The following is a 15,762-nucleotide window of genomic DNA, read 5'->3' as shown; positions in this document are numbered from 1 at the left end:
TGACTCCAGCCAGATTCACACCCCCCAAGGAGCCACGAGAGTGAACCCCAAGCTCAAACTGTCGGCCGCCGCGTTAGTCGCGCTGGCGCTGGCCCTGGTACCCCAGGCGGCGCAGGCCGGACAAGATCCCCCAACTCCAAGTGAGGCCAAGAGCGCCGTCACCTCGGCGCAGGGCGCGCTTGCTGCTTACGCCCCCTCCCTGCGTACCGCGCAGGACGACGCATACCACCTCCAGGCCAACACCCCCGGCGCGAACGGTCTGCAGTTCCTGACCTACTCGCGCACCTACAAGGGCCTGCCCGTCTACGGCGGCGAGGTCGTCGTCACCACGGACGCCTCCGGCCAGTCGGTCAGCGACGTCACCACCGGCCAGCAAGCCGTCATCAACGTCGGCACCACGGCCAAGGTGAGCGCGGCCACCGCCGCCGCCACGTCGCAGGCACGGATCAAGAAGGTGGACAGCGTCAGCGCGCCGTCGCTGGTCGTCCACGCCGCGAGCAAGACCCCGCGGCTGGCGTACGCGACCACCGTCACCGGCCCGTCCAACAACCGGACCGTCTACGTCGACGCGCTGACCGGCGCGGTCATCGACGAGGTCGAGCTGGTCAAGGCCGCCGAAGGCCGGTCCCACTACGTCGGGACCGTCACCATCGACACGCAGGCCACCTCGATGGTCGACCCCAACCGCCGCGGCATCCAGTGCGGCGGCCAGAACGGCTCCGCCTTCACCGGTTCCAGCCCCTGGGGCAACGGCGGCGCCACCGACCTGCCGACCGCCTGCGTCGACGTCCTCTACGGAGTCCAGAAGGAATGGGACATGCTCCGGGAGTGGGTCGGCCGCAACGGCATCAACGGCTCCGGCGGCGGCTTCCCGGCGCGCGTCGGCCTGGCCCAGGCCAACGCCTTCTGGAACGGCTCGTACACCAACTTCGGCCACAACGGCGCCAGCGCCCGCAAGAACCTGGTCTCGATGGACGTCGTCGGCCACGAGTACGGCCACGCCATCTTCCAGACCACGCCCGGCGGCGCGGGTTCCGGCAACGAGGCCGGCGGCCTGAACGAGTCCACCGGTGACATCTTCGGCGCCGTCACCGAGCACTACGCCAACAACCCGAACGACCCGCCGGACTACCTGGTCGGTGAGGAGCCCGCGCTCGGCGGCGGCCCGATCCGCAACATGTACAACCCGTCGGCTCTCGGCCACCCGAACTGCTACACCCCGGGGTCCTTCCCCGAGGTGCACGCCGGTGCGGGCCCGCAGAACCACTGGTTCTACCTGATGGCCGAAGGCACCAACCCGCAGGGCAAGCCCGCCAGCACCCGCTGCGACAACGGCCCGGCGATCGTCGGCATCGGCGTCCGCAAGGCCGCCCAGGTCTTCATGAACACGCTGAACAGGAAGACGTCCCCGTGGACGCACACCAAGGTCCGCGTGGCCGCGCTACAGTCCGCCAAGGAGCTGTGGCCCGGTAGCTGCGCCGAGTTCAACGTGGTCAAGGCCGCCTTCGACGGCATCCGCCTGGGCGCCCAGTCCGGCGAGCCGACCTGCACCGCCCCGACCGACGACTTCTCACTCGCGCTCGACCCGGCCGCCGGCCAGACCGACCCGGGCGACAGCGTGACCACCACGGTCAGGACCACGGTGACCAGCGGCAACGCCCAGCAGATCACGCTGCGCGTCGGCACGCTGCCCAGTGGTGTGACGGCCCAGTTCAACCCGGCCACGATCACCGCCGGCCAGACCTCGACGCTGACCCTGTCGACCTCGGCGGGCAGCCCCGTGGGCGGCCACGCCGTACAGGTGACCGCTGACGGCACGGCCGTCGACAAGAACGCCAACTACAACCTCACGATCGGGCAGGTCCAGGACGACTTCTCGTTCGCGGTCAGCCCGGCGTCCGGCTCGACTCAGCCGGGCGGCTCCGCCCAGACCACCATCAACACCACGGTGACCAGCGGCTCCGCTCAGCAGGTCGCGCTGTCGGCCTCCGGTCAGCCCTCGGGCGTGACGGTGACCTTCAGCCCGGCCACCGTCACCGCCGGCCAGAGCTCTCAGGTGACCGTCGCCACGACCTCCGGTGTCGCGGCAGGGTCCTACCCGATCACGCTCACCGGCACCGGCACCAGTGGCAGCAAGACGGCCACCTACACGCTGACCGTGGGGAGCACCGGCACCGAATGGGCGCCGTACACCTCCTACACGATCGGCCAGGTCGTCACCTACCAGGGCGCCAGCTACCGCTGCCGGCAGAGCCACACCAGCCTGCCCGGCTGGGAGCCGCCGAACGTGCTCGCACTCTGGCAGCCGCTGTGAAGAAACTCCTAGTGTCAGGGCTGGTCACCATCGTGGTGGCCGCCCTGGCCCCCCTCGCCGGCGCCACGAGCGCTCAGGCTGTCGCGCCGCCCAACATCCCGGTCGCGAACGTGACAGCCCACCTCAGCCAGCTCCAGTCGATCGCCTCGGCCAACGGCGGTAACCGGGCCTCGGGACGGCCCGGGTACAACGCCTCGGTCAACTACATCAAGGGCAAGCTGGACGCGGCCGGATACACCACCCGGATCCAGACCTTCAGCGGCGGCAGCAACCTCATCGCCGACTGGCCGGGCGGCCCGACCAACCAGACCATCATGCTCGGCGCCCACCTGGACAGCGTCGCCGCCGGTCCGGGGATCAACGACAACGGCTCGGGCTCCTCGGCCCTGCTGGAGATCGCCCTGACCCTGGCCAGCCAGCGGCCGACGGTGACCAAGCACGTCCGGTTCGGCTGGTGGGGTGCCGAGGAGCAGGGACTGATCGGCTCCCGGTACTACGTGCAGAACGGGGGTGCGGCGGGCGTCGAGGCGTACCTCAACTTCGACATGACCGGCTCGCCCAACCCCGGCTACTTCGTCTATGACGACGACGTGGCCCTGCAGCGGCTGTTCAACGACTACTACACCTCGATCGGCGTGCAGACCGAGCCGGAGCGCATCGGCGACGGACGCAGCGACCACGCCTCGTTCAAGAACGCCGGCGTACGCGTCGGCGGCGTCTTCACCGGGGCGAGCGAACGCAAGACGGCCGCCCAGGCCGCCAAGTGGGGCGGTCAGGCCAACCAGTCGTTCGACCGCTGCTACCACTCGGCCTGCGACACCTATCCGTCCAACATCAACACGACCGCGCTCGACCGTAACGCCGACGCGGCCGCACACGCGCTGTGGACCCTGGCCGTCGGCCAGTCACAGCAAAACGACTACTCCATGGCGGTGAGCCCGGCCTCGGCAACCCTCCAGCCCGGCCAGTCGGCGACGACGACGCTCACCACGACGGTCACCTCCGGCCAGACGCAGTTGGTCAGCCTCTCCGCCGGCGGCGTCCCGGCTGGGGTGACCGTCTCCTTCAACCCGCAGACGATCTCGGCGGGCCAGTCCTCGACGGTCACGGTCGCGGCGTCAGCGGCGGCGGCGAACGGTAGCTACCAGATCGCCCTCAACGGTGACGGCGCCGACAGCGACCGTTCGACCGCCTTCAACCTGACGATCGGGCAGGTCCAGAACGACTACTCGTTCTCGGTCAGCCCGGCGTCCGCCTCTGTCCAGCCCGGCGGCAGCGCGAGCGCCACCGTCAACACCCAGGTCACCTCCGGCCAGGCCCAGCAGATCGCGCTGACGGCCTCCGGAGCGCCCCAGGGCGTGACGGTGAGCTTCAGCCCGGCCACCATCTCGGCTGGCCAGACCTCCGCGGTGTCGATCGCGACGACGTCCTCGGTCGCCGCCGGCACCTATCCGATCACGCTCAACGGCGACGGCACCAGCACGGACCGCTCGGCCACGTTCACCCTGACCGTGGGCAGCACCGGCAACGAATGGGCGCCGTACACCTCCTACACGGCCGGCACGACCGTGAGCTACCAGGGCACCAACTACCGGTGCCTGCAGAGCCACACGAGCCTGCCCGGCTGGGAGCCGCCCGGCACACCCGCGCTCTGGCAGCGCCTCTAGAGGAGCATGTACGGCCGGCGTCCCGCCAGGCGCCGGTCGTACAGACGTGGCCGGGAACCGCTGGGGTGTGCCAGGTTCCCGGCCACACCCCGTGGCCGGCCGTTCATCCGGGGGGACGGCCGGCCGCGCTATGCGTTGCATCACACGCCCCGCAAAGTCCCGAAATATCCCGTTAAACACGGGGCAAGCAACACGCAGGGCCCCTGAACCTCTCGGCAAACACTGATCACCTCGCACACCAAGCTCGGCCCGATCCGGACATATCCCCCATAGGCTCGCCACCGTTGTCCGGATCCGATCCCCCTCAGGAGGGAGCCCGAGCTTTTGTCCAGCGACCTGGTGATCATCGCCGCGCTCGTCGCCGTCTCGATCGTGCTGGCCCGATTTCTCAGCACGAGGTGGAGGCTGCCGCCCCTGCCGTTCCTGGTCCTGCTCGGCATGCTCGTGGGAATCCTGCCCTGGGTGCCGGTCGTGTCGATGGACCCGTACGTCGTGCTGACCGTCCTCATCCCGCCCCTGCTCTACCACCACGCCACCACGCGCAGCGCGCCCCGCGAGTCACGTGACGCCTGGCGGCCGATCATGCTCCTCGGCGTCGGGCTCACCCTCGCCACCGCCGGCGCCGTCACCCTCGTGGCCCATCTTCTGCTCCCCGGCCTGCCGTGGGGCGCCGCGCTGACCGTCGGCGCCGCCTTCGCGCCCACCCAGGCACTCGTCCTCGACCGGCTCGGCGCGCCGGAGCGCGTGCTCACCGTGCTGCGAGGCGAGAGCCTGATCAACGAGGGCGTCGCCGTCGTGCTGCTCGCCATCGGGCTTGAGCAGCTAAAACGCCCCGAGACCGTCTCCGTGGCCGCGCTGCAACTGGCCGGGGCGATCGCCGGCGGCGCGCTCGCGGGTCTCGCGCTCGGCTGGGTCGTCGTGCAGTTGCGCCGCCGGCTGGCCGACTCGGGGACGCTGATCGTGCTCTCGCTGGCCACGCCGTTCGTCGCCGAGATCAGCGCGAGCAAGCTCGGGCTGTCCGGCCCGCTCGCCGTCACCGCCGCCGGCTTCTACGTCGGGGCGCGCGGCCGCCTCTTCCACACCCCCGCGCGGGCCACCGAGCGGATCACCTGGCAGGTGCTGACGTTCCTGCTCGGCGGGACGCTCGCGGTCCTGCTCGGCCTCCAGCTGCGCGATCTGGGCGGCTCACACTCCGGGCTGCCGATCACGACGGTCCTGCTGGTCACCGCGGCACTGCTGGGCGCGACTTCGCTGGTACGGCTGGCGTTCGCGCTGGCCGTCGACCGGCGCAGCGTCCGGGCCCTCACGCTGGGCGGCACCCGCGGGGCCTCGACGCTGGCCATCGCGCTGGCCATGCCCGCGCTGCCCGCCCAGGACGCGTTGATCTTCGCCGCCGCCTCGGTGGTGCTGGTCAGCGGGTTCGCCCTGCTCACGTGCCGCGCCGCCGTACCGGAGAGTGGGGGTGTCGCGGCGCCCGAGGAGGAGGCGCGGGCGCGGCAGGCGGCGGCCGCGGCGGCGATGCGCAGGCTCGACCAGATCTCCCACCGTCTCGACACCGGCACGCTGTGGGCGCAGCGGCAGTTGCTCGCGGTCGAGGCGAACGCCGGCGCCCCCCACGAGCTGCGCGACGAGCTCGCCAGGGCGCAGCGCGAGACGCTCGGCCAGATGTACACCGAAGGCCGCATCGGCGCCACAACCCTGCACAAGCTCACGGAAGAGATCGATTGGCGCGATCCACACGCGACAACACCCCCGTGACGGCACTAGGCTGGTTGGAGACACCGGTGAACCCGTGCGGGAGAGCGTTCTGACAATCCGGTCAGAGCCCCTGAAGGAGCAAGCCCTCCCCGCGAACCTCTCAAGGCAAAGGACCGCTCGGGCGAGGTGCCTCTGGAAAGCAGGCCTCCGGGCCTCGCCGAAGGTGAAAGTCCGGCAAAACCCGGGCGAAGCTCTCAGGCATCGATGACAGAGGGGGAGGATGCTGGCATCCGACCCTGCCCTGAGGTGCGAAGACCAATGTCCCGACCGACACCGCTGCGAGACGTTCACGAGAGTCTCGGCGCGACGCTGACCGACTTCGCCGGCTGGCTGATGCCGCTGCGCTACGGCAGCGAGTCCGCCGAGCACAACGCCGTGCGCACCGCCGCCGGACTGTTCGACCTCTCGCACATGGGCGAGATCTTCCTGACCGGTCCCCAGGCGGGCGAGGCACTCGACTACGCGCTCGTCGGCCACCTCTCGGCGCTGGCGCCCGGACGGGCCCGCTACACGATGATCGTCGGGGAGGACGGCGGGGTCCTGGACGACCTGATCGTCTACCGGCTCGCCGACGAACAGTTCATGGTCGTGGCCAACGCCTCCAACTACCTCCTCGTGGCCCGCGAGCTGACCGCGCGCGCCGCCGAGTTCGACGCCGTCGTGGACGACCAGTCCGAGCAGTGGGCGCTCGTCGCCGTGCAGGGTCCGCGCGCCCAGGAGATCCTCTCCTCGCTCACCGACGCCGACCTGCCGGGACTCAAGTACTACGCCGGCCTGCCCGGCGTCGTCGCCGGCGCCCAGGCGCTCATCGCCCGCACCGGCTACACCGGCGAGGACGGCTTCGAGCTGTTCATCGCCAACGAGGACGCGGTGCCGTTGTGGCAGGCGCTGGTCAAGGCGGGCGAGCCGTACGGGCTGATTCCGGCGGGACTGTCCTCGCGCGACACGCTGCGCCTCGAAGCCGGCATGCCGCTCTACGGCAACGAGCTGTCCACCGCGCTCACCCCGTTCGACGCGGGCCTGGGCCGAGTGGTGAAATTCGACAAGCCCGGCGACTTCGTCGGCAGGGCGGCGCTGGAGGCGGTCAAGGACGACCCGCCGCGGCGGCGCCTCGTCGGACTGGTCGCGCACGGGCGCCGGGTCCCCCGCCACGGGTACCCGGTGACCAAGGACGGCGCCGTGGTCGGCGAGGTCACCAGCGGGGCCCCTTCCCAGACCCTGGGTAAGCCCATCGCGATGGCCTACGTGGACACTGGTGTCACCGAAGGCGTGGCCGTGGACATCCGGGGCAGCCAGGAGGGCATGGACCTCGTCGCATTGCCCTTCTACAAGCGCAGCGCCCGTTCGTGAATACAAGCGCAGTAACCAGCAGGAGGACGTAAGTGAGCAGCATCCCTGACGAGCTGAGCTACACCAAGGAGCACGAATGGGTGGCCGGTCTCGACGACGGCCGGACCGTGACCGTCGGCATCACGGCCTTCGCGGCCGAGGCCCTGGGTGACGTCGTCTTCGTGCAGCTTCCCGAGGCGGGCTCGAACGTCGAGGCCGGCGACTCCATCGGCGAGGTCGAGTCGACCAAGTCGGTGAGCGAGATCTACGCTCCGGTCGGCGGCGAGGTCACCGAGGTGAACCAGGCCGTCGTGGACGACCCGTCGCTGGTCAACAACGACCCTTACGGCGACGGCTGGATGTTCCGGGTGCGCCTCGAAGGCGACCCGGAGGACCTCCTCTCGGCTGAGGAGTACGGAGCACTCACCTCCGGCGACTCCTGACCAATCGCCGGGGCCCGGCATGGGCCCCGGCACCGCCCTCCCCCCTGTTGCGGAAGGACGCATCAATGGCGATCAGCGTCTTCGACCTTTTCAAGATCGGAATCGGCCCGTCGAGCTCACACACCGGCGGCCCGATGGCAGCCGCGCACAAGTTCGCGCGCGGCCTGCACGAAGACGGCCTCGTCGAGCGGACCGCGCGGGTCGAGGCCATCCTCTACGGCTCCCTCGGCCTGACCGGCAAAGGCCACGGCAGTGACAAGGCCGTGCTCCTCGGCCTGTCCGGCGAGAAGCCCGAACTCGTCGACGTCGACACCGTCGACGAACGCCTCGCCGCCATGCGCGCCGCCGGAACCGTCCGCCTGTACGGCGAGCGCGACATCCCGTTCGTCGTCGGCGAGGACCTGGTCTTCGAACGCAAGATCAGTCTGCCCGAGCACCCCAACGGCATGCGCTTCACCGCCTTCGCCGCCGACGGGGAGAAGCTCCGCGAGAAGGTGTACTTCTCCGTGGGCGGCGGCTTCGTCGTCGACGAGAACGCCACCGGCGCCGACCGCATCAAGCCCGACGACACCGTCGTTCCGTACCCGTTCACCACCGCCGAAGAGCTCCTGAAGCACTGCCACAACACCGGTCTCTCCATCTCCGGCCTCATCCTGGAGAACGAGAAGGCCTTCGGCCGTACCGAACAGGAGATTCGCGACGGCATCCTGAACCTGTGGCGGGTCATGGCCGAGTGTGTAAGCCGCGGGATCAGCAAGGAAGGCATGCTGCCCGGCGGCCTGAAGGTCCGCCGCCGCGCCCACCAGCTCCACCGCCAGTTGTGCAGCGAGTCCCCCGAGAAGGACCCGCTCCAGACGATGGACTGGGTCTCGTTGTTCGCCCTCGCCGTCAACGAGGAGAACGCCGCCGGGGGCCGCATCGTGACCGCCCCCACCAACGGCGCGGCAGGCATCATCCCGGCCGTCCTGACGTACTACACGCGCTTCGTCCCCCAGGCCAACGACGAGGGCGTGGTCCGCTTCATGCTGACAGCGGCCGCGATCGGCGTCCTGTTCAAGGAGAACGCGTCGATCTCGGGCGCCGAGGTGGGCTGCCAGGGCGAGGTGGGCTCGGCCTGCTCCATGGCCGCGGCAGGCCTGACCGAGGTCCTGGGCGGCACTCCCGAGCAGGTGGAGAACGCGGCGGAAATCGGCATCGAGCACAACCTGGGCCTGACGTGTGACCCGATCGGCGGCCTGGTCCAGATCCCGTGCATCGAACGGAACGCGGTGGCCAGCATCAAGGCCATCACCGCCGCCCGCATCGCCCTGCGCGGCGACGGCCGCCACTTCGTCAGCCTGGACAAGGCCATCAAGACGATGCGCGACACGGGCCGGGACATGCTCGACAAGTACAAGGAGACCTCACGCGGCGGCCTGGCCGTCAACGTCATCGAATGCTAAGAGCAAGGTCCTCCCCCATGGGAGCGCTTCGCGCATTGAGGTCGGGCTGTGACAGTGGGGGCGTTGCCCCCACACCCCCGGGGTTAACCGCGCGGTCCTTCCCATGGGAGCGCTTCGCGCATCGGGGATCGGGCTGTGACAGTGGGGCTCCGCCCCACACCCCGGGCGAGGGAGAACCCTCGCGCTCCCCACGTGGCCGACGTCCTGTTGTTGCGCCGGGGTGGATTCCCAGCTCGCGATGAGTTGGCCGCAGAGTGGGGCATTGGCGCCTGACCGACGTATCGCCTGTCCAAAGCGAGCGTGGGAACAGATCGAGGCACAGCCTGAGGGCTGCGCGACCTGGCCAGCGCGGCCTACGCTCGTGACCCTGTGGAGGGCGTTCCCAACGCCTGTGAGCTGAACCACGTCAGCGACGACGTCACCACCTGGTACACGATCACCGTGTTTGAAGGTGTCGAGGTGTGCGTATTCGGGTGGTCCGGCCGAGCCTCTGATCACCACCGGGAAACGCGAACCGTACGAACGGACATAGCCGTAAGACGATGCGCGGCCCGGGGAGGGACATGCTCGACAGGTACAAGGAGACCTCACGCGGCGCCTTGGCCGTCAACGCCATTGAATGGCTGATAGCAAGGTCTTCACGGTGGGCTCAGGCAGCGTCCAGTGGGGCGCAATCCCACGCCCAAGGGCGAGGGATACCCCTCGCGCCCCCACGTGACTGACATGGTGGTCGCGCCAGGGTTGAGAGGCTCGAATGCCGAGCGCCTCGCAGCCGGAGGCGCTCATGTCGCGATGTTGAGTTCAACCAGACATTGTGGTGGCGATGCGGGGTGTCAGCGCTGGCGCCGCATGGTCCAGAACAGCCAGTTGCTTTGGGCGGCACATGTGGCAACGTCCCAGCCCTGGCCGCCGAGTTCGGAAAGTACCGCGACCACCTCGTCGTAGCTGCCGGAGAACACGCGCTCGTTGCCGCCCGGCAGGTTGACCCGGATGGCGTTCGTGTCCCACAGCCACTCGACAACACCGAATTCGTACGTGAACATCGTCGCCCCACATCCCTCGGCCGCCACAGGACCCAGGAAGATAGCACGATCTTGGTGACGCGGAAGCCGTGAGCGATCGGCCGCTCGCCGGTCATCGCGGGGCGTTCTCTTCCAGGCCGTCGCCTGGACCAGGCCATGAGGGGTCTGCCGGGTGGGGTGCCAGCAACCGTCTCAGCGCCGGTGATGACTGCAGGACGTGGGAGAACATCAGGTCGGCCGGGACGGTGGAGCCGGGGCCGGGCCGGTCGAGGTTTCGGTGGTGCCATGTCGTGATCTGTTCGGCGAGGCCGGGCAGTCGTGGATCCGTGGGAGGCCAGTCCAGGGCGTGGGAGATCGTCCGGTAGAGCTCCACGAATGCCGGATCGTCAAGGGCCGCGCTCTTGACGGCGACCCATTCGGGCACGGCTTGGGGGGTCTGGGCGGTGAGCATGATCCAGACGTCGCGTTCCACGCGTACCAGAGCCTCGCCAACGCCCAGGGCGCGCTCGCGGTCGAGGATGCGCACGACGTCCCCCGGGAGGAACAGCCGGTCTCCGGCGGCCAGTTCGGAGATGCGCCTGCGATGTTCGCGGAGCTGGTCCATCTTTTCGGCGAGGGAGTCGTCGATCTCGGTGACGGCCTCGGCGAAGTGGCCGGGGCTCGCGTGGAGGAGTTCGTCGATGCGGGCGAGCGGGACGCCGGCGTCGGCCAGGGTCTTGATCCGGATCAGGTCGACGACGGCGGCGGCGCCGTACCGGCGATATCCGGAGGCGTCCCGCTCCGGCTCGGGCAGCAGGCCGAGATGGTGATAGTGGCGGACGGCGCGTACCGTCACGCCGGCGTGAGCGGCGAGCTGACCGATGGTGAGCACCTCTATATCTTCGCGCCGCACATGAGGTGGTCCATCGCGGCGTTGATGAGCTTCTCGATGGGGAGGGCGTTCTCGTTGGGGGCCCACAGGGTGGTGAGCAGGACCATTCCGCGGCGGCCGTCCTCGGTGAAGCCGCTGTGGGTGGTGTGGCCGGGGGTGTTTCCCGCGTGACCCCAATAGGGGCCGCAGGGGGATTGGAGCTGGGCGATTCCCAGGCCATAGCGTGCGCCGGGGAAGACGGGGTCCCATTCGGGGGCGGGGACGGTCCGCTTCATGGCGGCGAGTTCGGCCGGGTTCAGGAGTTCGCCGCCGAGCAGTGCCTGCCAGAACCGCAGGAGGTCGGGCATCGTGGTGATGAGGTCGCCTGCCGCGCCGGCCGGGGTGAGGTTCCATTCGGTGGTTTCGACCGGCTCGGGGCTGTCGGGGAATGCGGTGTAGCCGGTCGGGTGCGGGTCCGGGAGCTTGGGGTCGCCGCCCGGTGAGAAGGTGCGGTCGAGGCCGAGGGGGCGGAGGATCCGGTCCTTCACCTCCTGTGGTCGCGGGTTCCCGGTGACCTTCTCGATGATCATCCCGGTCAGCGTGTAGTTGGTGTTGGAGTAGCTCCAGCGCTGGTCGTCGGGTTCCGGGATCCAGTTGGGTTCGTGGCGCATGGCGAGGGCCACGAGGTCCTCGGCGGTGTAGGAGTCGTAGCGGTGCTCGCGGAAGTCCGCCGCGGTCCAGATCGGGACGTCGAAGATGTACTCGGGCAGGCCGCTGGTCTGCTGGAGCAGCCGCCGGACGGTGATCTTGGCGCCGTCGTTGCCGTTGCCGCGTACCACGCCGGGGAGCCAGTCCTCGACGGTGTCGTCGAGGGAGAGCCGGCCTTCGCCGACGAGCTGGAGCGCCACGGTGGCGGTGAAGGTCTTGCCCGTGCTGCCCATCCGGAAGAAGCTGTCGTGGGCGATGGGCCGGCCGGAGGTCGTGCCGCAGTGAGCGGTCAGTATTTCTCTGCCGGTGTGCACCGCGGCGAGCAGCCCGGGGATGCCTTTGTCATGGATGGCCTGAAGATCGGCCTCAAGGACTGATCTGTCGTATGTGCTGGTCATGGATCCGATGCTCGACCCCTGACGCAGGGTCAGGGTCAAGCCCTCTGGAGCAGTTTCTCGGTATAGGCGGCCAATCGGGCGGCGTCCGCCGGGTCGAGCGTCTTCAGCGACAGGTCGACTTCCCGGCCCCGGTCGACGGCGGAAAGCGCCGCCGATGGGGGCTGGTCGATCCAGCCCACGATCGGCCGGACCGCGTCGGGGACGGGCCGGGCGAAGAGCCGGGCCAGCAGTTTGAGCGAGCCTCTGACCAGCGGATTCTGGTGGCCGGTGCCGCTGCGGGTGAAGCCGGGGTGATACAGCACGTAACGGGCCTTGCTGCCGGCGCTGTCGGCGAAGGCCACGCCCAGCAGGTCGTTGGCGCGGCCGGCCTGGAGCTGGGCGCGGATCTGGCCGTAGCGGCGGGTCAGCTGCGGGTCCTCCCAGACGATCCCGCCCGCCGTGTTGCCCACTCCGGCCACGTTGATGATCACCGGAGCGGGGGCGGCGTCGAGCAGCGGGATCAGGCGGTGGCTGAGCAGGTAGCGGCTCAGGTAGTACAGGGCGAAGGTGAACTCCAGCCCCTCCGCGCTCTCCCGCCGTCTCGGACTGACGCGGTTGGCGAACAGGGCGAGCGCGTCGATGGCGTCGTGGGAGTCGCGCAGGTGGGTGACGACCCGCTCCACCTCGGCGATCGAGGAGAGATCGGCTTGGAGAAAGTGCAGGTCAGGGTTATTGGCGTGGGCGAGTAGCGCCTTGCCTTTGGCCTGGTTGCCGCCGATCACGGTGACGCGGTCGCCGCGCGCGAGCCGTTCCAGAGCGGTCGCGCGGCCCATGCCGTCGGTGCCGCCACTGATGATCACGGTCTTGGGCACGGCGCTTCTCCTCCATAGGCTCGTTGTCAGCGACACTCATCGTGCGGTACGCACGCCGGAGGCCGGAAGAAGGCAGTTTGATGTCAGGTACGAACACGCGTGTCCCCTCCATCCAGGCTCACGAGCTGCCTCGGCCGGTGCCCCTGGCGGAACTCGACGAGTGCCCGGTCGGTGGGGTGTTCCGGCGCATGGGCGACCGATGGAGCCTGCTGCTGGTGGCGTTGCTCGGCGAGGGCCCGCGTCGCTACAACGAGCTGCACCGCTCGATCGAGGGCATCAGCCAGCGCATGCTGACCCGTACGCTGCGCGGGCTGGAGGTGGACGGGCTGGTGCGCCGGGAGGTGTTCCCCACGGTGCCGCCCAGTGTCGAGTACAGCCTGACGCCGCTGGGCAGGACGCTGCTCGAACCGGTGTCCGCCCTCGCCGACTGGGCGGTGCGCCACAAGGCGGAGATCAACGAGTCGCGATCCAGATATGAGCGTTGAATTCCCTGATGCGGGGTTTCTGATGATCTTCGCTGGGTGATCTTCCCTGGCGTGAAAACGACCATGGTGCTGCTCCTGGCAGCGGCGCTCATCGCGGTGGATCCCGGCCGGAGCGGGGCGGTGCTCGCCACGCCCGCCGCGGGCTGCGGGTTCAGCGGGCGGCACCTGACCCTGGCGGCCGGTGAAACGTTCGCACTCGACTTCAGCTTCCGCAATCCGACGGCGAGCGATCCCGACACCACGTTCACCGCGGTGATGCTGGAGAACGACTTCTACGGCCCCCGCCACACCTACCTCGTCAGGAACGTGGGCGGCGGCACCGGGGTCAACGTGAACACGCACCTCACGACGGGCGCGGCGCCCATCGGAACCGACGACATCACGATCGAGGTCACCTCGTCGCACACGGGCGCGACCATCCTGGCCACGTGCACGACGAGGCTCACCGTCAGCGGCGACACCGACCTCGACGGGATTCTCGACGAATGGGAGACCTCGGGCATCGACGGGAACGACGACGGCGTCGCCGACCTCACGCTGACCGGCGCCAACCGCCGCCGCAGGGACATCTTCCTGGAGCTTGATCACATGCAGCAGCACGACCTGCTGCCCGTGGCCGGCCAGAACGTCGTGGCCGCGTTCGCCGCCGCCCCGGTGATCAACCCGGACGGCAGCACCGGGATCACCCTGCACATCGACCTGGACGAGGAACTCGCCCACGAGAACGACGTGACCACGTGGACGGAGTACGACACGATCAAGGCGGGCGCGTTCGGCACGGCCGCCCAGCGGGCCAGACCCGAGGTCATCGAGGCCAAACGCAAGGTCTACCACTACGTGCTGTTCGGGCACACGCGCGACGGCGGCAACTCGTCGGGACGGGCCGAGATCAACGGCAACGACGTGCTGGTGACGCTCGGCGGCACGCCCTGGGCCGTGGACACCGCGGGCCACCACGTCGGCAACGTCCGGGAGCAGGCGGGCACGCTCATGCACGAGTTCGGCCACAACCTGGGCCTGCGTCACGGCGGCGCCGACGACACCAACTGCAAGCCGAACTACATCAGCATCATGGGCTACTCCTTCCAGACCACGCTGATCCCGCAGGTGACGGGGCCGAACCGGCTGGACTACTCCCGCGGGGCGCTGACCGAGCTGAAGGAGAACTCGCTGCTGGAGTCCGACGGCGTCGGCGCCGGCGGGACCGACTTCACGTTCTGGAGCGCGGACGGCGGCGCCGGCGGCCTGAGCAGCGCGCAGGCCAACGGCTCGCTCGACTGGAACGAGAAGAACGGCCAGGACCCCGAGCGGGTCTCCGTCGACATCAACAACCTCGGCTTCGACGACTGCCGCGCCAGCCCCGGCCAGACGCTGACCGGGCACGACGACTGGGCCAATCTCGACTACAACTTCCGCGACGACCCCGACTACGCCGACGGCACGCACTCGCCGACGCCACCGGAGATCACCGGTGAGGTCGCGGCGGAGATCCGCGAACGTGTCGAGCAGGCGCTGGCTCCGAAGGCCGAGGCCGGGGGACCGTACACCGGAGTGGAGAACGCGCCGGTCGCCTTCACCGGCAGTGCGACGGGGACGGGCGCGCTCACCTACGCCTGGGACTTCGGCGACGGGACCACGGGCACGGGCGCGCAGGCCACGCACGTCTACGGCGACGACGGCACGTTCACGGTCACGCTGACCGTCACCGACCAGGGCGGCCGCACGGGCAGGGACACGGCCGCGGTCACCGTCGCCAACCTCGCGCCGGCCGCGGCCATCGAGGGGCCGGACACGCGCGTCGCCCGCGCGGGGGTCGCGGCGGAGTGGGCGGTGCGCGGCGCCGATCCGGGCAGCGACGACCTGACCGTGACCTGGACCTGGGGCGATGGACAGAGCACGAGCACCGCGTACCTGATCGATCCGCCGGGCACCGACCCCGACCCCAGCCCCGACGTGCGGCCGCGCGACGTGCGCGACGTCACCCGCCACACGTGGACCAGGCCTTGCGTGTACGGCGTGCGCGTGACGGCGGCCGACGACGACGGCGGTCAGGCGGCGGACGAGGCGACGCTGGTCGTCACCGGCGACGGCGGCGGCCCAAGGCTGCTGGCCTTCTGGGCGCTGCGCATGCGTCCCGGCGGAGCTCCCGTGGGCTGCCTGCTGCGCACGGCGGAGCACATGAGCAGAGTGTTCTCCGAGGTCGTGGACGTCTCGACCAGGGAGCGGGCGTTCACCGTCCTGACGCCGAGAGGCATCGACCCGCGTCGCCAGCTCGACGCCCAGTTGCTGACGGCCTGGCTGAACTTCGCCGACGGCGCCCACACGCTGGACGAACTCGTGGACGGCGACGGCGACCAGATTCCGGACACCTCGTTCGCCACGGCCATGGCCAGGGCGGAGGCCGTGCGCCTGGATCCCGCCGCCACGCCCGCGGCGATCGCGTTCCAGGTGAGCGTGCTCAACGGCATCAACGTGTAGCGGGCCGGGTGTTGCCC

General features: G+C 69.7%; 12 protein-coding genes and 1 riboswitch. Of the genes, 8 read left to right on the top strand and 4 right to left on the bottom strand.

All coding sequences use genetic code 11. The features are described 5' to 3' along the window. The first annotated feature begins 40 nt into the window (after positions 1–40). The 6 genes from ACIBHY_RS12775 to ACIBHY_RS12750 all read left to right on the top strand — a co-directional run bounded on the left by ACIBHY_RS12775 (position 41) and on the right by ACIBHY_RS12750 (position 8,953). Positions 41–2,314, top strand: coding sequence for a M4 family metallopeptidase (locus tag ACIBHY_RS12775; protein WP_397306726.1), 2,274 nt, complete (start codon positions 41–43; stop codon positions 2,312–2,314). Then, the gene (locus ACIBHY_RS12770; RefSeq protein WP_397306725.1) at positions 2,311–3,981 is read left to right on the top strand and encodes a M28 family peptidase; all 1,671 of its coding nucleotides are present in this window, start codon (positions 2,311–2,313) and stop codon (positions 3,979–3,981) included. The genes ACIBHY_RS12775 and ACIBHY_RS12770 overlap by 4 nt, the downstream gene beginning before the upstream one ends. Before the next feature lie 324 nt (positions 3,982–4,305). Further along, the gene (locus ACIBHY_RS12765) at positions 4,306–5,739 is read left to right on the top strand and encodes a cation:proton antiporter (RefSeq protein WP_397306724.1); all 1,434 of its coding nucleotides are present in this window, start codon (positions 4,306–4,308) and stop codon (positions 5,737–5,739) included. A 27-nt stretch (positions 5,740–5,766) separates the two neighbouring features. Further along, positions 5,767–5,865: riboswitch (glycine riboswitch) on the top strand. A gap of 132 nt (positions 5,866–5,997) precedes the next feature. Then, positions 5,998–7,089: a glycine cleavage system aminomethyltransferase GcvT gene (gene gcvT / locus ACIBHY_RS12760; protein ID WP_397253396.1), complete on the top strand. Its 1,092-nt coding sequence runs from the start codon at positions 5,998–6,000 to the stop codon at positions 7,087–7,089. A gap of 32 nt (positions 7,090–7,121) precedes the next feature. Beyond that, complete coding sequence (gene gcvH / locus ACIBHY_RS12755; protein ID WP_397253394.1) at positions 7,122–7,511, top strand: glycine cleavage system protein GcvH; 390 nt, start codon at positions 7,122–7,124, stop codon at positions 7,509–7,511. Between the two features lie 65 nt (positions 7,512–7,576). Continuing rightward, a complete protein-coding gene (locus ACIBHY_RS12750) occupies positions 7,577–8,953 on the top strand; it encodes an L-serine ammonia-lyase (protein ID WP_397253392.1) in 1,377 nt (458 codons plus the stop codon). A gap of 833 nt (positions 8,954–9,786) precedes the next feature. Here the strand turns inward: ACIBHY_RS12750 and ACIBHY_RS12745 are convergent. The 4 genes from ACIBHY_RS12745 to ACIBHY_RS12730 all read right to left on the bottom strand — a co-directional run bounded on the left by ACIBHY_RS12745 (position 9,787) and on the right by ACIBHY_RS12730 (position 12,782). Further along, positions 9,787–9,996, bottom strand: coding sequence for a hypothetical protein (locus ACIBHY_RS12745; RefSeq protein ID WP_397253390.1), 210 nt, complete (start codon positions 9,994–9,996; stop codon positions 9,787–9,789). A gap of 91 nt (positions 9,997–10,087) precedes the next feature. Continuing rightward, complete coding sequence (locus ACIBHY_RS12740; protein ID WP_397306723.1) at positions 10,088–10,846, bottom strand: MerR family transcriptional regulator; 759 nt, start codon at positions 10,844–10,846, stop codon at positions 10,088–10,090. A gap of 2 nt (positions 10,847–10,848) precedes the next feature. After that, a complete protein-coding gene (locus ACIBHY_RS12735; protein ID WP_397306722.1) occupies positions 10,849–11,931 on the bottom strand; it encodes a serine hydrolase domain-containing protein in 1,083 nt (360 codons plus the stop codon). A 35-nt stretch (positions 11,932–11,966) separates the two neighbouring features. Continuing rightward, positions 11,967–12,782, bottom strand: coding sequence for an SDR family NAD(P)-dependent oxidoreductase (locus tag ACIBHY_RS12730; protein ID WP_397306721.1), 816 nt, complete (start codon positions 12,780–12,782; stop codon positions 11,967–11,969). Between the two features lie 80 nt (positions 12,783–12,862). On the opposite strand from ACIBHY_RS12730, the gene ACIBHY_RS12725 reads away from it, so the two are divergent. Then, positions 12,863–13,267, top strand: a complete 405-nt coding sequence (locus tag ACIBHY_RS12725; protein WP_397306720.1) for a winged helix-turn-helix transcriptional regulator — start codon at positions 12,863–12,865, stop codon at positions 13,265–13,267. A gap of 51 nt (positions 13,268–13,318) precedes the next feature. Beyond that, positions 13,319–15,745: a PKD domain-containing protein gene (locus ACIBHY_RS12720; protein ID WP_397306719.1), complete on the top strand. Its 2,427-nt coding sequence runs from the start codon at positions 13,319–13,321 to the stop codon at positions 15,743–15,745. Positions 15,746–15,762 lie beyond the last annotated feature (17 nt).

It is taken from the genome of Nonomuraea sp. NPDC050547, from assembly GCF_044457345.1.
GTDB lineage: Bacteria > Actinomycetota > Actinomycetes > Streptosporangiales > Streptosporangiaceae > Nonomuraea.
This window is presented reverse-complemented; position numbering and strand designations above follow the sequence as displayed.

Excerpts from the sequence above, each read along its gene's own strand:
- ACIBHY_RS12725 (WP_397306720.1), top strand. The coding sequence starts at position 12,863 with ATGTCAGGTACGAACACGCGTGTCCCCTCCATCCAGGCTCACGAGCTG.
- gcvT (WP_397253396.1), top strand. The coding sequence starts at position 5,998 with ATGTCCCGACCGACACCGCTGCGAGACGTTCACGAGAGTCTCGGCGCG.
- ACIBHY_RS12745 (WP_397253390.1), bottom strand. The coding sequence starts at position 9,996 with ATGTTCACGTACGAATTCGGTGTTGTCGAGTGGCTGTGGGACACGAAC.
- ACIBHY_RS12750 (WP_397253392.1), top strand. The coding sequence starts at position 7,577 with ATGGCGATCAGCGTCTTCGACCTTTTCAAGATCGGAATCGGCCCGTCG.
- ACIBHY_RS12735 (WP_397306722.1), bottom strand. The coding sequence starts at position 11,931 with ATGACCAGCACATACGACAGATCAGTCCTTGAGGCCGATCTTCAGGCC.